This window comes from Pseudomonas sp. 1L-C-7-B-C1 (genome assembly GCF_057291635.1).
The window spans coordinates 65,734-82,211 of the sequence record NZ_JBXAWH010000018.1 but is presented as its reverse complement, the minus strand read 5'-3'; the positions used below and the strand labels follow the sequence as shown (position 1 = coordinate 82,211).

The window sequence follows — 16,478 nt, the reverse complement described above, 5'->3', positions numbered from 1 at the left end:
GAATCAAAACGCCAGACGCACACCTACGTTCGCACCCCAAGGCTGCTCAACATGCTCACCCTTCATGTAATCGAAATCAGCGTGCACCTGGAGTCGCTCGGACAGCGACACCGAAACACCTGCGCCCAATTCTGCGCGGGAGCCGAACAGGTCGTTGTCAAAACGCTGACCGTTCACGCTGACGTCATTGCTGCGGGAGAACTCGTGGGCCAACGCCACCCGTGCGTACGGCTTAGCCACGCCGCCGTCTTTCAGGGCGAAGCTGCGTCCCACGGTACTACCGACCTTGCCCAGCACCGACTGGGTCTGGTTGGTCCTGGCCTGCATGCCGTTGTCCAGCGTGTAGCTGCTGCCATCGATCCAGACGCTGGACACCTGCGCGAACGGCTCGACGAAATACTCATCGCCCAGCTTTATGTGCTTGCCGACTTCCAGCGACCCGCCCAACGCCTTGCTGCTGTAATCACCCTTGGCCCTGGTGCCATCGCTCATCGCCACCTTGGACTCGTTATGGAACTGGTTGAGTTTCAGCACGCCGTCCAGGTAATAACCGCCTTCCGACAACCACGTGCCATACGCGCCGACGTAATAGCTGTCGACCTGACCCGAAGTGCCTCGGCCGATGTCCAGATCGGACTTGCTGTAACCGCCCATCAATCCGAGCAACAACTGGCCGTTGCCCACTGGCACGGGCGCATCCGCACCGAACGACAGACCCTGTTGCTTCTGGCTGTAATCAACGCCGGAATCCAGCGCCGCATTGAAGCGACTGCCGTACGTGCGCATCCAGCCGCCGCCCTGCTCCTGGCCACGCACTTCCCCCATGCGACTGCGCAACGTCGTCAACTCGCTGTTCCACACCGTCGGTGCCGTGTTGAACAACGCCAGCGCACTTTTCGTGGACGGGCTGATCTCCTTGCCGGACCCGACGATGAACCAGTCCGTCCCCTGGCGCTCAAGCTCATAGGAATACACCCCAAGGTCCGCCCGACCGCCCACCAGCCCGAACTCCGCATCCCCGCCTTCGGTGTGAACCACCCGAAGGGGGTCGAACTCGGCGGGAACAGCTTCGGTGCCGGTGTTTTGAATACGCAGTTGATGCCTGCCCGAGGCTTCCCCATTCACGCTGAGCAAATCACCGGTGCCGTCGTCGAGGTTGATACGCATGTCGAAAAGCCCACGGCCGGACAGCGTGCCCAGAGAAAGCGAATGAAAGCCGTCTCCGGTGAAACCAACGCTGCCGCCGTCCAGAGCAAGCGAGTTAACGCTGTTATCCGCCGCAAATTGCCAGCGGCCACTGGAATCGATGGTCACAGCATTGCCATTGACGATATTCCCGTTCAACTGCCCGTGATTGCGCAGCACCACGTTGAGGGTGCTGGTGTCATCGGCGACGAAATCGCCGTAGAGGGTGCTGTTGGTCACTTTTACATCTGCGGTGCTTTCCTGATTGACATCAATCAGAACACCGTTGCCTGCCTCCAATACCGCATCATCAGCGATGAGGATATTCGCAGTGGTCTTGTCAGCGGACGTCGCCGACCGCCTGGTAACCTCGATTGCGGATCCGGTTCGCGCGGTAATGGTGGACGCATTAATTTCCAAGAAATTGGTCTGACTCACGAGACCGTGCGTTCCGTTGATTACATTAACTCCGCTGTCCTCTCCGATCACATGGCTGCCTTCAAGCACATGTGCGACGCCACCCGACAACTTCAAGCCCCCGTTTCCGGCCAAGGATGCTGAAGTGCCTAAGCCTTCAACCTGCGTGGACTTCAACCAGATTTCACCCATGGCAGACACCATGATCCCGTAGCCGGCTCCTTTAATTGTGCTACCTGAAACATGGGCGGTGGAAAGCGTGGTTGGATCTTTTACGTTCATGATGAGCTCTAGAGCCGCGCGATCGCTGCGCATGACGCTTGCATCATTTATGTTGGCTTGACCACCAAAAATCTCTATACCTCCTTTAACCTCCCCATCTTGAACGTTCAAGGTTGACTTATCTACACCCACCCAGTCAGCAACTCCGCCCGGAAGAATATTGATGACACCATCATTGATCACGCTATAGCTGGCAAGGCCGCTCGAGGCGCCCACGGTATGAATGACTCCGTCCACCACCGTGACTTCTCGTTTTACACCTGCCACTTCTAGCAGGGTTTTCCTGACACCCGCAGCGATCGGTCCTGTTGTTAGTAACAGTTCGCTTGCATGTACCGAATTTAGACTCACAACCGGACCCATAAGGCCCACCGAGAGTGCGAGCAAACTACATCTGAAACTTGCCAAGCTTTGTACTGCTGACACGAGACTTCCTCCAAATCATGAAACCTGAAGTCTGCGGATTGTAGATAGAGCTAAAAGAAAATTTAAAAAAATATTGTGTAGGAAATCTCCCAAATATTTGAGCTATACGTCCTACATTAAAAAACCGAAAGGCCTTATATTCAGGGCATAACGCTGTAGAAAGCGGCATGAGTTTTTTTAAATGGGTTTGGATGCGTCCTACATAGAAGCCTTCAGTCCTACAAGGCCGGGTCGAAGCCCACGTTGCCACCCGGTCATTTTTAGTATTAGTTAGATTGAGAACTAGGGAAATCCAGTTCAACGAGATGCGATCCGAACCATGTCGGAAATCGCAAATAAAAAACTACGAGGGATTTTTTATGAATAATGTTAAACAGACACCCACCATCATCTCCACTCGATCCGGACGCGCTCCAGTTCCAATCGAAGCGCCAGACATCGCAGTCGCATTTCACGATCAAGACGACTTTGGATTAATCCCAGTTTCAGCACTTGATAATCCAATCACTGTTGACTTGAAGGTCTGGGAGGGTGCAGAGGCAGGCTACAAATATCAGCTTCTCTGGGACGGCGACGCGTACGGTCCAGAAAAAATTATCCAGCCTGAAGAGCGACCAGGGAGTCCACTTACTCTGGAAATCCCGGTTACCTTGCAAACTGAAGGATTCCATAGTCTCGCCTTCCGCACGTACAGCCCAAATACCACTGTTGAGGACTTCTCTGAAGTCTTCCCTGTCGTAATAGACCGTACCGCCCCAGGCAAGCCCCAACTCGCTGCCATTCAGTTTCCAGTAGAGGTACAGAATGGATTAACTGCCGCGGAGCTGGCGCGCCTTGGCGACAAACTAGACGTTGAGGTTGCTGGCTACACCGGCATGGCCAAACACGATGTCATTGAAAGCTATTGGGGTGATGTCGCTGGCCCAAGCGTAACAGTGACTCAGGATGATATGGGACTTAATAAAGTCCTGTTCAATTTCTCAAAAAACTTTCTTGAGACCATCCCTGCCGGGCCCCATGACGTCAAATACAAGGTGACGGATCGCGCAGGCAACACGTCCGAGTTCTCGATTGAATCGAGCATCCTGTTGTTACTCGAAGAAATCCCGGTTAACTATCCGGCTCCTATCGTTGACCCCGCCGTTGGCGGACTGATTGATTACGTGGAAGCTCGTCCAGGCGTGAAGGTAGACATCCCTCACTACCCAGGCGCGGCAGCGTTTGACCAAATTACTTTGTATTGGGGTGAGGACACGCCCATGTTCCCGGTGCAACTGCCCCCGGGCGATGAAGATGAGGACATCGTTATTTCATTCCGTGTGCCATTTGAAACCATTGCGGTGAAGCCAGTAGGTGAAGTTTCTGTCACCTACAAGACAACCCGACAAAATCAGCTAAACGGTTCATCACTGGCAACAGAAATCGAGGTATTTCTGACCCTGCCTGTCCCAGAGCCTGCACTAGCGCCCATCGTTCAAGGGACTAGCCTTAACAGCCCGGACAAGACCGACAACTTTATTGATGAGGAGGACTATGAACTGAACAGTCGCGCTATCGTCCAGTGGAATGATCAGTTCAAGCTCAATGATAATCTGAACCTTTTCTGGGGAGATCAACAACGGCTTCAGTGGCACCAAATTTCGGAGGAGGACGTGGCGGCTCAAAAAGACCTTGTTATCCCTATCGTCAACTCAATCATGAAGGCACAAGGCACCGGTGCTGAAATCCCAGTGCGCTATACCGTGGTCCGTGACGGCAACCCGAATCCGACACCTTCTCCAACCCAGACAGTGACAGTGCGTTCCAGGGAAGAACTGCCTGGAGGTGCCGATGGCATTGATGGCCCCGTATTTGAGCTGACTCCCACCGGATACATTTCGCTCGTGGTTGCACCTAATGGCACCAAAGGGTTGATTACGCCCTATGTGAATATTTCAAAAAACCAAAAACTGTTCTTTACCTTCAAAGGCTTCGACCTGACTAACAATCCAATCGAAGCAGCAACGTTTACCGCGACCCGCGAGCTAGATGAACAAGACGTCCTGAACGGCTACAGCTTCCAAGTGCCTTTCAATATCTTGCGGACAATCTGCCACGGATATTGTGAGGCCTATATCCGAGTAGAGCCTGCTGCTGGAAGTAATCAAAGCGCGGTGACTTCACGTATCACTCGCGTACCGGTTGACATGCGACGCACCAATGAAACTGCGTGCACCCTGCGCGCTTAACATAAACCAGAACCCAGCATAATCAAGGGTGGAATATTCCACCCTTGATCGACTTCAACTAAGGTAATCCTATGAACGTGCAAAATACCCAACCAACAAGAGCCCCTATCCCCTTGCAACTACCCAATATACCGGTTGCGCTTGACGGTGGATTGGTGCCCATTGAACAACTCACGGCCCCTGTCAAAGTTAACTTCCCAGTGTGGGAGGCTGCCGAGACCGGCTATACGTATCAACTTGCATTTGACGGTGCAAAAGTTCCACCGGAGAAAATCATTTTAAGCACGGACAGGCCAGGTGACCTTCTGGAAGTAGAAATCCCGGTTGACCTGTTAGCTGAGGGTGTGCATCGCGTGGGGTATCGGATCTTCAGTCCTAACACTCAATATGAGGTCTATTCCGATACTATTCCGCTGGTCATCGACCGAACCGCCCCAGGCGCCCCTCAACTCGCCCCCATCATTTTCCCTGACGTCATCCAGAACGGCCTCACCTCCGCCGAGCTGGAAGGCCTCAACAACATCCTTCCCGGCAAGATTGCAGGCTACAGCGGCATGGCTGCAGGGGACGAAATCCGCACCTACTGGGGTTCGATGGAAGGTCCGATGACCGTCGTTGATGCCAACGATATGGGCTTGAACCGGGTGATGGTGGACTTCACGCGTCCGTTCATGGAACTGTCGGACTGCCAGACCTCTGCGGTCACCTACACCGTGACCGACCGTGCGGGTAACGTGTCGATGGTTTCTGATCCGGTGATGATCCAGCTTGACCTGGGCATGCGCCAACCTCTGCCGGCGCCGGTGATTCGCGAAGCCGAGGGTCAGATTCTGGACCCGGCCGATGCGGTGAATGGCGCCACATTAGTGATCGGTGCCACGGCTGATCTGCGCGAAGGCGAAACGGTCATTGCTCAGTGGAACGGTCCGAAGGGTAACGATCGCCAGGAGAAGCTCATTTCCGCCGCCGAAGCCGGTCAGGCGTTGACTCTGGTGTTCCCTGGCAGCGTAGTCACGATAAATGACGGACAAAATGTCGAGGTAGTCTACACCGTGACGCGTACCAGCGGCATCGTGCAGGAATCGGCCAAACTTGCGCTGAAGATCATGAGCGCCGCGCTGGAACTGCCTGCGCCAACCGTCGACACAGTAGGCCCGGACGGCATTCTGCGTCCTTCACTGATTACCGGCTGGGACGCGATCGTGCGTGTCAGTTATCGCGGGATGGACCCTCGGGATATGGTGCGAGTGCGATGGGTCGGCGCGCGTACGTTCGAGACCATGATGATGAATGTCGGTGGTATGACTGAACTGGTTTTCGGCGTACCCAAGATGCTGATCGAGATGAGTATCGGCAGCACCGCGACGCTGACCTATATCGTGACGCGCAATGGCGTCGACATGGAGTCCGTGCCGCTTCAGCTATCGGTGCGCGAGGGCATTATGTTTGACACGTCTCCGGTGACTCTGGCCGGTAAGATCTACCTGCTGCCCGCTCATCCGGATTTGCTGCCGACATTCCCGAGCGGTACCACGGTCCATCGCATCGCCAGCGGCGGTCGCCCTCCTTACACCTATTCGACTAGCGATGCGAAGGTGGCCGTCGTGGCAGCGTCCGGCTGGACGTCGGTGCGCGGCAACGGCGTGGCAACCATCACGGTCACCGATTCAGCGGGCGAGAAGCAGAGTTACGACGTAACCGTCACCGGCGTCATCGAATGCCACGGCGTGGGCTCCGGCAACTACACCCAGATGTCCAACGCCGCCCAACGCATCGGCGGGCGCATCCCGAGTATCCATGAGCTGATCGAGATCTATAACGCCTACGGCAACCGCTGGCCGATGGGCAACGCCAACTATTGGTCGTCCACCGTCGCCAAGAACGTGTTCGGCGCGAAGTGGTATTACGTGAAAAACCTCAACACCGGAAAGGACTACAAACTGCTCCACATCAATTCCAGCCTGGGCGTTGCTATTCGCTAAATTCGCTGATTCGCGAATCAGCCACTCACGCGCGCCAGCAAGCTTGAGACACCTAAGCAGCACCCCCTTTCAAAGACGTCGTCGCCACCCGACGGCGTCTTAAACGTGCAGCGCCAAACCACCCCTAAAACCCGTTCACGGAAAGCTCAGAAAAATGCCCGCAAAACCTCCACTTCAACGCCCGCAGGCACCGGCGGCGCGCGGCACGTTCAGCGCCACGGTCAATGGTCACCCCTTCATCACCCACCGCCTGAGTGCCATGGCGTGTCTGCGCCCGGGCCGGTCGGATCCGACCACGTGCCGAATCTGGAAGATCCTGGCCACTGGCACGGTTCGTCGGCACCGCACCATGATCGGCCTGTTCATCGACCAGACAGTGCCACCCGGCAGCTACAACCTGCTGCGCAACGAACAGATCACCGTGATCTATCACCTGACCCCCACGCGAATGGCGAAGATTTATCACTCCCGCGATTTGCAGCAAGGCAACCTCACGTTGCTGGGCTGCGATGCAGCAGCCGGCGCGCTGCATGGCAACTTCGAGTTTGCGGTCCCGACCAAGGACTTTCACGTGACCGACGGCCTGTTCGACTTGGTCTGTGACCTGAACGCCAAGGAACATCCCGCTATCCGATCAGCCGACGCGCCATAAGCCCGGCGATTTCCTGCATGCACGCCTCGACAGTGAGGCCCGATGATTTCAACGGTTTGAGGTCATGGTTGGCCGTCGGTACCCAATGCAGGTCAATGGCTTTCGACAGCTTGTATCCTTCAACCGCCTCTCGGTTGCCCAGAGCATCACGTTCGCCCTGAACGATCAGCGTCGGCGTCCGCAGTTCCGCCAGGTGCGCGACCCGCGGTTTCTCGGGTTTACCTGCCGCGTAGAACGGATAGCCCAGACAGAACAACCCATCGGCTTCCACGTCGTCAGCAATGACGCTGGCCATCCGTCCGCCCATGGATTTGCCCCCGATTGCCACCCGCCCGCTCACACCGGCACGCACTGCGGCGTACACGCCATGCCAGCACTCCAGCAACTTCGGCTGAGGGTTCGGCGGTCGTCTGCGCCCGTCGACTCGGCGCTGGGCCATGTAGGGGAACTCAAAGCGCAGCACGCCGACACCCAAGGCCGCCAGGCGCGTGGCGATGTCGTGCATGAAGTCGCTGTCCATCGGGGCGCCCGCGCCGTGGGCGAGAATCAGCGTCGAGGGCGCGTTCGCCGCCGGGCCGGTTGGCGCATCCCAGATCCAGCCGTGTTCTTGCGCCAGTTGCGCGCAGTGATCAGCCGTTCGCTTCGCCGCCTGTTGTTTGCTCATGCCGGTCTCTTTTTCAAAACTTCACTCACCCCCCACCGAGGCGGGCACTACGGCCGGCATTATGCAGCAACCTCGGCGCGCCATGATCCTGCCCGCCGATTGCCTTGTCCCGACAGCAAGGGTTCAGCTCCCGGGCGTTAGTCTGGCCCGGCACTTCGGCAACAAGCACCGAACCCTGAGCGCCCCAACCTGCACACAACCGGGCGGTTTCATCGACGGAATATGCTTTTTGTCCGCGCCGGACGATCACCCGTGACGATCGCCGGCCTTTCTGCCAGCTCGGGCCAAATATTTTTGGGCGGGAAAAAGCGCCAATGTCAGCGGCTTTTTGTATACAACTTTGCAGTCGAAATGCTCTCTCGATGCACAGGAACGGCAGGCAGAGAAGCGTTTCAGCTATCTCCGGAAATGGTTGATCGCCGCGTCCCGCCAGGGACGCGGCAACTTCACGTCGAGCGCGGCCAAGTGTCGCAGGCGCTGTTCCAAAGCCTTCCCTCCGCGATCATTCGCGTCTAAGCTGTGTCCGCACAGTGGACCGGCGACAGCTAGCCACAGGCCCAGCAACAAGATTGTGCCCGGCAACGCAACCCTCTTGCAGACAAGCAGCCTCAGCGCTGTTTTCACCCGCAGGGTTGTATCCAATCCCTCCCACTCACGCGCGCGATCCAGCTCGACCTGTCTTCCTTCCCCCAGGCCACTCAGCCAGAACCCCCTCACGCTTCGGCGACCGGGCGTCTGCGTGCACCGCGTCTATCGCCTCCGTCGATCCTCAACCACGCCACTGCGTGACGGGCTACGCGCGATCGAAGGTGCGGCTGTTACCACACTAATAAAATACACACCGTGGAACCTGACATGAGCACAGCACCCCGCCCGACTGCTTATAACTACAAGGTCGTCCGCCAGTTCGCCATCATGACGGTGGTCTGGGGCATCATCGGCATGGGCATGGGCGTGTTCATCGCCGCCCAGCTCGTCTGGCCTGACCTGAATTTCGGATTACCGTGGACGACATTCGGTCGCCTGCGCCCCCTGCATACCAACCTGGTTATCTTCGCGTTCGGCGGCTGTGCACTGTTCGGCACGTCCTATTACGTCGTCCAGCGCACCTGTCAGGCGCGGCTGATTTCCGATGGCCTGGCGGCCTTTCATTTCTGGGGCTGGCAGGCGGTAATCATCGGCGCCATCGTCAGCCTGCCGATGGGCTACACCACCACCAAGGAATACGCCGAGCTCGAATGGCCGATCGCGATCCTGCTGACGATTGTCTGGATCGCCTACGGCGCGGTGTTCTTCGGCACCATCGTCAAGCGCAAGACCCGACACATTTATGTCGCCAACTGGTTCTACGGCGCATTCATCGTGGTGACGGCAATGCTGCACATCGTCAACCACATCTCGCTGCCGGTGAGCCTGTTCAAGTCGTATTCGGCGTATGCCGGCGCCACCGACGCGATGATCCAGTGGTGGTACGGGCACAATGCCGTGGGCTTTTTCCTCACCACCGGCTTTCTCGGAATGATGTATTACTTCGTGCCGAAACAGGCCGAGCGCCCGATCTATTCCTATCGCCTGTCCATCGTGCATTTCTGGGCGCTGATCACCCTGTACATTTGGGCCGGCCCGCACCATCTGCACTACACCGCCCTGCCCGACTGGGCGCAATCGCTGGGGATGGTCATGTCGATCATCCTGCTGGTGCCGAGCTGGGGCGGCATGATCAACGGCATGATGACCCTCTCGGGCGCATGGCATAAGTTGCGCACCGACCCGATTCTGCGCTTCCTCGTGCTGTCGCTGGCGTTCTATGGGATGTCGACGTTCGAAGGACCAATGATGGCAATCAAGACCGTCAACTCGCTTTCCCATTACACCGACTGGACCATCGGCCACGTTCATGCCGGCGCGCTGGGCTGGGTGGCGATGATCTCCATCGGCGCCGTCTACCACATGATCCCGAAACTCTACGGCCGTGCGCAGATGCACAGCCTCCCCCTGATCAACACGCACTTCTGGCTCGCCACTGTCGGCACCGTGCTTTACATCGCCGCGATGTGGGTCAACGGCATCACCCAAGGCCTGATGTGGCGCGCAATCAACGACGACGGCACGCTCACATACTCGTTTGTCGAGGCCCTGCAGGCCAGTCATCCGGGCTACATCGTGCGCGCATTGGGCGGAGGGATTTTCGCCAGCGGCATGCTGTTCATGGCCTACAACGTGTTCCGCACCATTCGTGCAGCGAACACGGAAGAAGCCGAAGCCGCCGCGCAGATTGCCGTCGTGGGGGCCCACTGATGATCAAGCACGAAGCACTGGAAAAGAACATCGGCCTGCTGTCGATCTTCATGGTCATCGCGGTGGCCATCGGCGGGTTGACGCAGATAGTTCCTCTGTTCTTTCAGGACGTCACCACTCAACCCGTCGAAGGCATGAAGCCGCGCCCGGCGCTGGAGCTCGAAGGCCGCGACGTCTATATCGCCAACGGCTGCGTGGGTTGCCATTCGCAGATGATCCGGCCGTTTCGCGCCGAGACTGAACGCTACGGGCATTACTCGGTGGCGGGCGAAAGCGTCTGGGATCACCCCTTTCTGTGGGGTTCCAAACGCACCGGGCCGGACCTGGCCCGGGTCGGCGGTCGCTACTCGGATGACTGGCACCGCGCGCATTTGTATAACCCGCGGGACCTGGTGCCAGAGTCGATCATGCCGGCCTACCCCTTCCTGGCGGACACCAAGCTCGACGGCGCGCTGACCGCTAGGAAGATGGAAGTGCTGCGCAGCCTGGGCGTGCCCTACACCGATGCCGACATCGCCGGCGCGAGCGAAGCTGTGAAGGGCAAGACCGAAATGGATGCGCTGGTGGCCTACCTTCAGGGCCTGGGCACCCTCATCAAGAGCAAACGGTGATCGCCATGGACATGGGAACAATACGAGGCCTGGGCACCGTCGTCGTGATGGTGGCCTTCATTGGTCTGGCGTTGTGGGTGTTCAGCCCGCGGCGTAAAGCGGAATTCGACGATGCAACCCTGCTGCCGTTTGCCGATGATCCGGAGGCGATCGCGCAGGTCAGGCAGGCGCAAGACCAAAGCAAAGAGCACGCACCCTCCAACGCCGAAAGGAGCCCAAAAGAATGAGCACATTCTGGAGCCTTTACGTCACGGTGCTGACCCTGGGCACGATCTTCGCGATGGGCTGGCTGCTGATCGCCACGCGCAAGGGCCAGCGCGCCGACACCACCGATGAAACCGTGGGCCATTCTTTCGATGGCATCGAGGAATACGACAACCCGCTGCCCAAGTGGTGGTTCTGGTTGTTCATCGGCACGATCATCTTCGCCTTGGGTTATCTGGCGTTTTACCCGGGCCTGGGCAAGTGGAAGGGCTTGCTGCCGGGGTACGACTACGCCGACAACGAGAAAAAAATCCAGTTTTCCGACGGCACTACCGGCTGGACCGGCGTGCATGAATGGGAGAAGGAAATGGCCCGCTCCGAAGCGCGCTTCGGACCGATCTTCGCCAAGTTCGCGGCCATGCCCATCGAAGAAGTGGCCAAGGATCCCCAAGCGCTGAACATGGGTGGCCGGTTGTTTGCCTCTAACTGCTCGGTTTGTCACGGCTCCGACGCCAAAGGCGCCTACGGCTTCCCCAACCTCACAGACGCTGACTGGCGCTGGGGCGGTGATCCGCAGAGTCTCAAAACCACCATCATGAACGGCCGTCATGCCGTGATGCCGGCATGGGGTGCGGTGATCGGCGATCAAGGCGTACGCGACGTGTCGGCTTACGTGCTGACTCAACTGAACGGGCGCGCGTTGCCGGCTGATGCGAACGCCGATCCGCTGGCAGGTGCGAAAATCTACGCCACCACCTGCGTCGCCTGCCACGGGCCAGAGGGCAAAGGCGTTGCCGCATTGGGCGCGCCAGACCTGACCCACCCCGGCGGGTTCATTTACGGCGCAAGCTTCGCCCAGCTGCAACAGACCATCCAGTACGGTCGCCAGGGCCAGATGCCGGCGCAGGCCTTGCTGCAGGGAAACGACCGGGTGCACCTGCTGGCGGCTTACGTGTATAGCCTGTCCCATGGCGACGAACCGGCGGCAAACTCCGAGTGAAGGATATCGCCGTCGCACACGCTGATGATTCGGCCCGAAGGGCGTAGGACGCTGCCATGAGCAATCAGATTCCGCTGCACAACCTCACGCCGCCGACTGAAAAGGACGGCGACACCGTTGACCTGTACGCCTCGCGGGAGAAGATCTACACCCGCGCGTTCACCGGTGTCTTCCGTAACCTGCGCATGGGTGGCGGCGTTGTGCTGTTCCTGCTGTATTTCGGCACGGTCTGGCTCAACTGGGGCGCGCATCAGGCGGTGTGGTGGAACCTGCCAGAACGCAAGTTCTACATCTTCGGCGCCACATTCTGGCCGCAGGACTTCATTCTGTTGTCGGGCATCCTTATCGTCAGCGCGTTCGGGCTGTTCTTCATTACCGTGTTCGCCGGGCGCGTCTGGTGCGGCTATACCTGCCCCCAAAGCGTGTGGACGTGGGTGTTCATGTGGTGCGAAAAGGTCACCGAAGGCGACCGCCACCAGCGCATCAAGCTCGACAAGGCGCCCATGGACGCCAACAAGTTCGCGCGAAAGTGTGCCAAGCACGGCCTGTGGCTGCTGATTGGCCTGGTCACCGGCCTGACCTTCGTCGGCTACTTTTCGCCCATCCGCGAGCTGCTGGCGGACTTCTTCACCGGCGAGGCCGACGGCTGGTCGTATTTCTGGGTCGGCTTCTTCACCCTCGCCACCTACGCCAACGCCGGTTGGCTACGAGAACAGGTGTGCATCCATATGTGCCCCTACGCGCGCTTTCAGAGCGTGATGTTCGACAAGGACACCCTCATCGTTTCCTACGACCCACGGCGCGGCGAGCCACGGGGTGCGCGCAAAAAGGACACGGATTACAAGGCTGAGGGCCTGGGCGACTGCATCGATTGCACAATGTGCGTGCAGGTCTGCCCCACGGGCATCGACATCCGCGACGGTTTGCAGATCGAGTGCATCGGCTGCGCGGCGTGCATTGATGCCTGCGACTCGATCATGGACAAGATGGACTACCCGCGCGGTTTGATCAGTTACACCACCGAGCACAACCTTTCCGGGCAGGTAACCCATACACTGCGGCCGCGGTTAATCGGCTATGGCCTGGTGTTGCTGGTGATGATCGGCGGGCTCATTGGTGCTTTCCTCACGCGTCCGCTGGTGGGTCTGGACGTCAGCAAGGACCGCATGCTGTACCGGGAAAACGCTGACGGCCGGATCGAAAACGTCTACAGCCTGAAGGTCATGAACAAGGACCAGATCGACCACATCTATCTGCTCGAGGCCACCGGGCTGCCGGACCTGAAGCTGCAAGGCCGTCGCGAGATCATGGTGCCGGCGGGCGAGATCGTCAGCCTGCCGGTGCAGCTGTCGGTCGCGCCGGAGCAACTGCCGTCGAGCACCAACGAGGTCAGTTTCGTCCTGAGGGAGAGCGAGCACAGCGACACCGAAGTCCACGCCAAGAGCCGTTTCATCGGCCCGTCCATTCGCTGAGAGATGTCAGAAATGACCGCAATCACCGCAGCACGTCCCTGGCACCGGCAGCTATGGCCATGGATCATCATTGGCATCCTGACCTGCTCGGTGTCGTTGACCGCGGCGATGGTCACCATCGCCGTGACCCACCCCGACAACCTCGTCACCGACAACTATTACGAGGCCGGGAAAGGCATCAACCGTTCCCTCGATCGCGAGTTGCTGGCTCAGTCCCTCAACCTGCAAGCCCGGGTGGGCCTTGATGAGCTGACCGGCGAAGTGGATGTCCAGCTGAGCGGCGCCAGTCAGCCGGAAACCCTGGTGCTGAACCTCATCTCCCCGACCCAGCCGGACAAGGACCGTAAAATCGTGCTGGCGCGTAACCCTTCGCAGCCGGGGCGTTACGTCGGGCAGTTGAGCGACAGGGTCGAAGGCCGGCGCTTCGTCGAATTGCTGGGGGTGGAAAACGCCCAGACCTGGCGCCTGTTCGAGGAAGAGCGGATCGTTGCCGGGCAACCACTGACCCTGGGCGACGAGCCTATTCAGGGCGCGGGCAGGCATTGACGTGGACGCCACTCAAATGACGGCCACAGAGATAAACCACCTGCGGTCTTGTTACCACTGCACGCTGCCGGTCCCGCCGGGCGGGCGCTTCGTCGCTTCGGTGCTGGGTGAGGCGCGGGAGTTCTGTTGCCCCGGTTGTCAGGCCGTGGCCCACGCCATCGTCGTCGGCGGCCTGGAAAGCTATTACCTGCATCGCAGCGAAGCGTCGGTCAATCCTCAGGTGCTGCCGACGCCTCTGGCCGACGAACAAGCCCTCTTTGATCGTCCCGACGTGCAAGCGCCCTTTGTCCGCCATGACACCCCCTCTGGCGATGTCGCCGGCGATGTGGCTGAAACGACGCTGATGATCGAGGGCATCACCTGCGCGGCCTGCGGCTGGCTGATCGAGCGCCATCTGCGCACGCTGCCCGCCGTCGTCGAGGCACGGCTGAACCTGTCCAATCACCGCCTGCACCTGCGCTGGCGAGACCTGTCATTGCCCCTGAGCGAGGTGTTGGCCGAGCTGCGCAGCATCGGTTACGCCGGCCACCCTTATCAGCCGGACAAGGCGACCGAGCATCTGGCCCGGGAAAACCGCCGCAGCCTGCGTCAACTGGGCGTCGCCGGGCTGTTGTGGTTTCAGGCGATGATGGCGACCATGGCGACCTGGCCTGAATTCAACATCGACCTCAGCCCCGAGATGCATACGATCCTGCGCTGGGTGGCGATGTTTCTGACGACACCCATCGTGTTTTATAGCTGTGCGCCGTTCTTCAAAGGGGCGCTGCGCGACCTGCGCGCCCGTCATCTCACGATGGATGTGTCGGTGTCGCTGGCGATTGGCGCGGCGTACCTCGCAGGCCTCTGGACGGCGGGCACCGGGGTTGGCGAATTGTATTTCGACGCGGTCGGCATGTTCGCGCTGTTCCTGCTCACCGGCCGCTACCTCGAACGCCGCGCCCGGGAACGCACCAGCGCCGCGACGGCGCAACTGGTCAATCTGCTGCCGGCGTCCTGCCTGCGGTTGAACGCGGACGGCCAGACCGAGCGCGTCTTGACTCATCAGTTGCGTTTGCACGATCACGTGCTGGCCCACCCCGGCGCGCTGTTGCCGGCGGACGGCCGAATCATCGCGGGTCGGTCGAGCCTCGACGAATCGCTGCTCACCGGCGAGTACCTGCCTCAGCCACGCGAGGTGGGAGACGCCGTCACCGCCGGCACCGCCAATATCGAAAGCGTGCTGACCGTAGAAGTACTTGCCCTCGGCGATGACACGCGGCTCTCTGCCGTCGTCCGATTGCTGGAGCGCGCCCAATCGGAGAAGCCGCCCCTTGCGCAGTTGGCGGACCGCGCGGCGCAGTGGTTTTTGCTGATTTCGCTGGTGCTGGCGGCGTGTGTCGGCGTGGTCTGGTGGCAGCTCGATGCCGCTCGCGCATTCTGGATTGTGCTGGCAATGCTGGTCGCCACCTGCCCATGCGCCTTGTCGCTGGCAACGCCGACCGCGCTGACCGCCGCCACCGGCAAGCTGCACAGGCTCGGATTGTTGCTGACCCGCGGCCATGTGCTGGAAGGGCTGAACCGAATCGACACGGTGATCTTCGACAAGACCGGCACGCTGACCGAAGGTCGCCTGACGCTAAGAGCCATTCGCAGGCTCGGCGCGCTGAGCAGTGACGACTGCATGAGCCTGGCAGCGGCGCTGGAAAGTCGCTCCGAACACCCGATTGCCCGGGCGTTCGGCAAAACGCCGCTGACTGCCGAGGGGGTTGTCGCCACGCCGGGGCTAGGCCTTGAAGGCGTCGTTGATGGGCGCCCGTTACGCATCGGTCAGCCCGCGTTTGTCTGCGCCTTGAGCGGCGTCGCTGTGCCCTCCATGCCGGATGAGCCCGGTCAGTGGTTGCTGCTGGGGGATGACACACAGGCCCTCGCCTGGCTGGTGCTGGATGATCGGATGCGGGACGACGCGGCTGCCCTGGTCGAAGCATGCAAACAACGCGGCTGGAAGACCTTGCTGTTGTCCGGCGACAGCTCGCCGATGGTACTCAGCGTCGGGAGTCAGCTGCAGATTGATGAAGCCGTGGGCAGCCTGCGGCCGGATGACAAGCTCGCCATTCTGCGACGGCTGCGCGCCGAGGGCCGGACCGTTCTGGTGATTGGCGACGGGGTTAACGATGTGCCGATGCTGGCAGCAGCCGACATCAGCATCGCCATGGGTTCGGCGACCGATCTGGCCAAGACCAGCGCCGATGCGGTGCTGCTGTCGAATCGTCTGCAGGCGTTGGTGGAGGCGCTTGGCCTCGCTCGGCGCACACGGCGGATCATTCTGGAAAATCTGGCGTGGGCCGGGCTGTACAACGGTTTGGTGCTGCCCTTCGCGGCGCTGGGCTGGGTGACGCCGTTGTGGGCGGCGGCGGGGATGTCGGTGAGTTCGCTGGTGGTGGTGTTGAATGCGTTGCGTCTGACGCGGATGAAGCCGCTTTCTGCAGAATCCATCGCTGCCCGTCAGACGGTGACCCCATGAACCCACGAGCC

At 59.7% G+C, this 16,478-nt stretch carries 12 protein-coding genes; 10 read left to right on the top strand and 2 right to left on the bottom strand.

What is annotated here, in order from left to right; all coding sequences use genetic code 11:
* Window positions 1-3 precede the first annotated feature (3 nt).
* Complete coding sequence (locus AC0Z8Z_RS24010; RefSeq protein ID WP_485620791.1) at window positions 4-1,917, bottom strand: autotransporter outer membrane beta-barrel domain-containing protein; 1,914 nt, start codon at window positions 1,915-1,917, stop codon at window positions 4-6.
* Between the two features lie 752 nt (window positions 1,918-2,669).
* Between AC0Z8Z_RS24010 and AC0Z8Z_RS24005 the strand changes: the two genes are divergently transcribed.
* The 3 genes from AC0Z8Z_RS24005 (at window position 2,670) to AC0Z8Z_RS23995 (ending at window position 7,172) form a co-directional block, all read left to right on the top strand.
* The gene (locus AC0Z8Z_RS24005; RefSeq protein WP_485620779.1) at window positions 2,670-4,538 is read left to right on the top strand and encodes a hypothetical protein; all 1,869 of its coding nucleotides are present in this window, start codon (window positions 2,670-2,672) and stop codon (window positions 4,536-4,538) included.
* A 71-nt stretch (window positions 4,539-4,609) separates the two neighbouring features.
* Window positions 4,610-6,520 carry a hypothetical protein gene (locus AC0Z8Z_RS24000; RefSeq protein WP_485620778.1) on the top strand — a complete coding sequence of 637 codons (1,911 nt, stop codon included), beginning with the start codon at window positions 4,610-4,612 and terminating at the stop codon, window positions 6,518-6,520.
* Between the two features lie 154 nt (window positions 6,521-6,674).
* Complete coding sequence (locus tag AC0Z8Z_RS23995) at window positions 6,675-7,172, top strand: hypothetical protein (RefSeq protein WP_485620777.1); 498 nt, start codon at window positions 6,675-6,677, stop codon at window positions 7,170-7,172.
* Here the strand turns inward: AC0Z8Z_RS23995 and AC0Z8Z_RS23990 are convergent.
* A complete protein-coding gene (locus tag AC0Z8Z_RS23990; RefSeq protein ID WP_485620776.1) occupies window positions 7,147-7,836 on the bottom strand; it encodes an alpha/beta family hydrolase in 690 nt (229 codons plus the stop codon). The genes AC0Z8Z_RS23995 and AC0Z8Z_RS23990 overlap by 26 nt on opposite strands.
* 855 nt (window positions 7,837-8,691) lie before the next feature.
* On the opposite strand from AC0Z8Z_RS23990, the gene ccoN reads away from it, so the two are divergent.
* The 7 genes from ccoN to AC0Z8Z_RS23955 are packed head-to-tail and all read left to right on the top strand — an operon-like array spanning window position 8,692 to window position 16,467.
* Window positions 8,692-10,134, top strand: a complete 1,443-nt coding sequence (gene ccoN, locus AC0Z8Z_RS23985) for a cytochrome-c oxidase, cbb3-type subunit I (RefSeq protein WP_485620775.1) — start codon at window positions 8,692-8,694, stop codon at window positions 10,132-10,134.
* The gene (gene ccoO / locus AC0Z8Z_RS23980) at window positions 10,134-10,745 is read left to right on the top strand and encodes a cytochrome-c oxidase, cbb3-type subunit II (RefSeq protein WP_485620774.1); all 612 of its coding nucleotides are present in this window, start codon (window positions 10,134-10,136) and stop codon (window positions 10,743-10,745) included. Before ccoN ends, ccoO begins: the two co-directional genes overlap by 1 nt.
* 5 nt (window positions 10,746-10,750) lie before the next feature.
* Window positions 10,751-10,972, top strand: coding sequence for a cbb3-type cytochrome c oxidase subunit 3 (locus tag AC0Z8Z_RS23975; protein ID WP_122534386.1), 222 nt, complete (start codon window positions 10,751-10,753; stop codon window positions 10,970-10,972).
* A complete protein-coding gene (gene ccoP / locus AC0Z8Z_RS23970; RefSeq protein ID WP_485620773.1) occupies window positions 10,969-11,949 on the top strand; it encodes a cytochrome-c oxidase, cbb3-type subunit III in 981 nt (326 codons plus the stop codon). Before AC0Z8Z_RS23975 ends, ccoP begins: the two co-directional genes overlap by 4 nt.
* Window positions 11,950-12,005: 56 nt before the next feature.
* Window positions 12,006-13,421, top strand: coding sequence for a cytochrome c oxidase accessory protein CcoG (ccoG, locus tag AC0Z8Z_RS23965; protein WP_485620772.1), 1,416 nt, complete (start codon window positions 12,006-12,008; stop codon window positions 13,419-13,421).
* Window positions 13,422-13,433: 12 nt separating this feature from the next.
* The gene (locus AC0Z8Z_RS23960; RefSeq protein ID WP_485620771.1) at window positions 13,434-13,967 is read left to right on the top strand and encodes a FixH family protein; all 534 of its coding nucleotides are present in this window, start codon (window positions 13,434-13,436) and stop codon (window positions 13,965-13,967) included.
* A 16-nt stretch (window positions 13,968-13,983) separates the two neighbouring features.
* Entirely contained in the window at window positions 13,984-16,467 is a 2,484-nt protein-coding gene (locus AC0Z8Z_RS23955; protein WP_485620790.1) for a heavy metal translocating P-type ATPase, read from the top strand.
* Window positions 16,468-16,478: the final 11 nt, after the last annotated feature.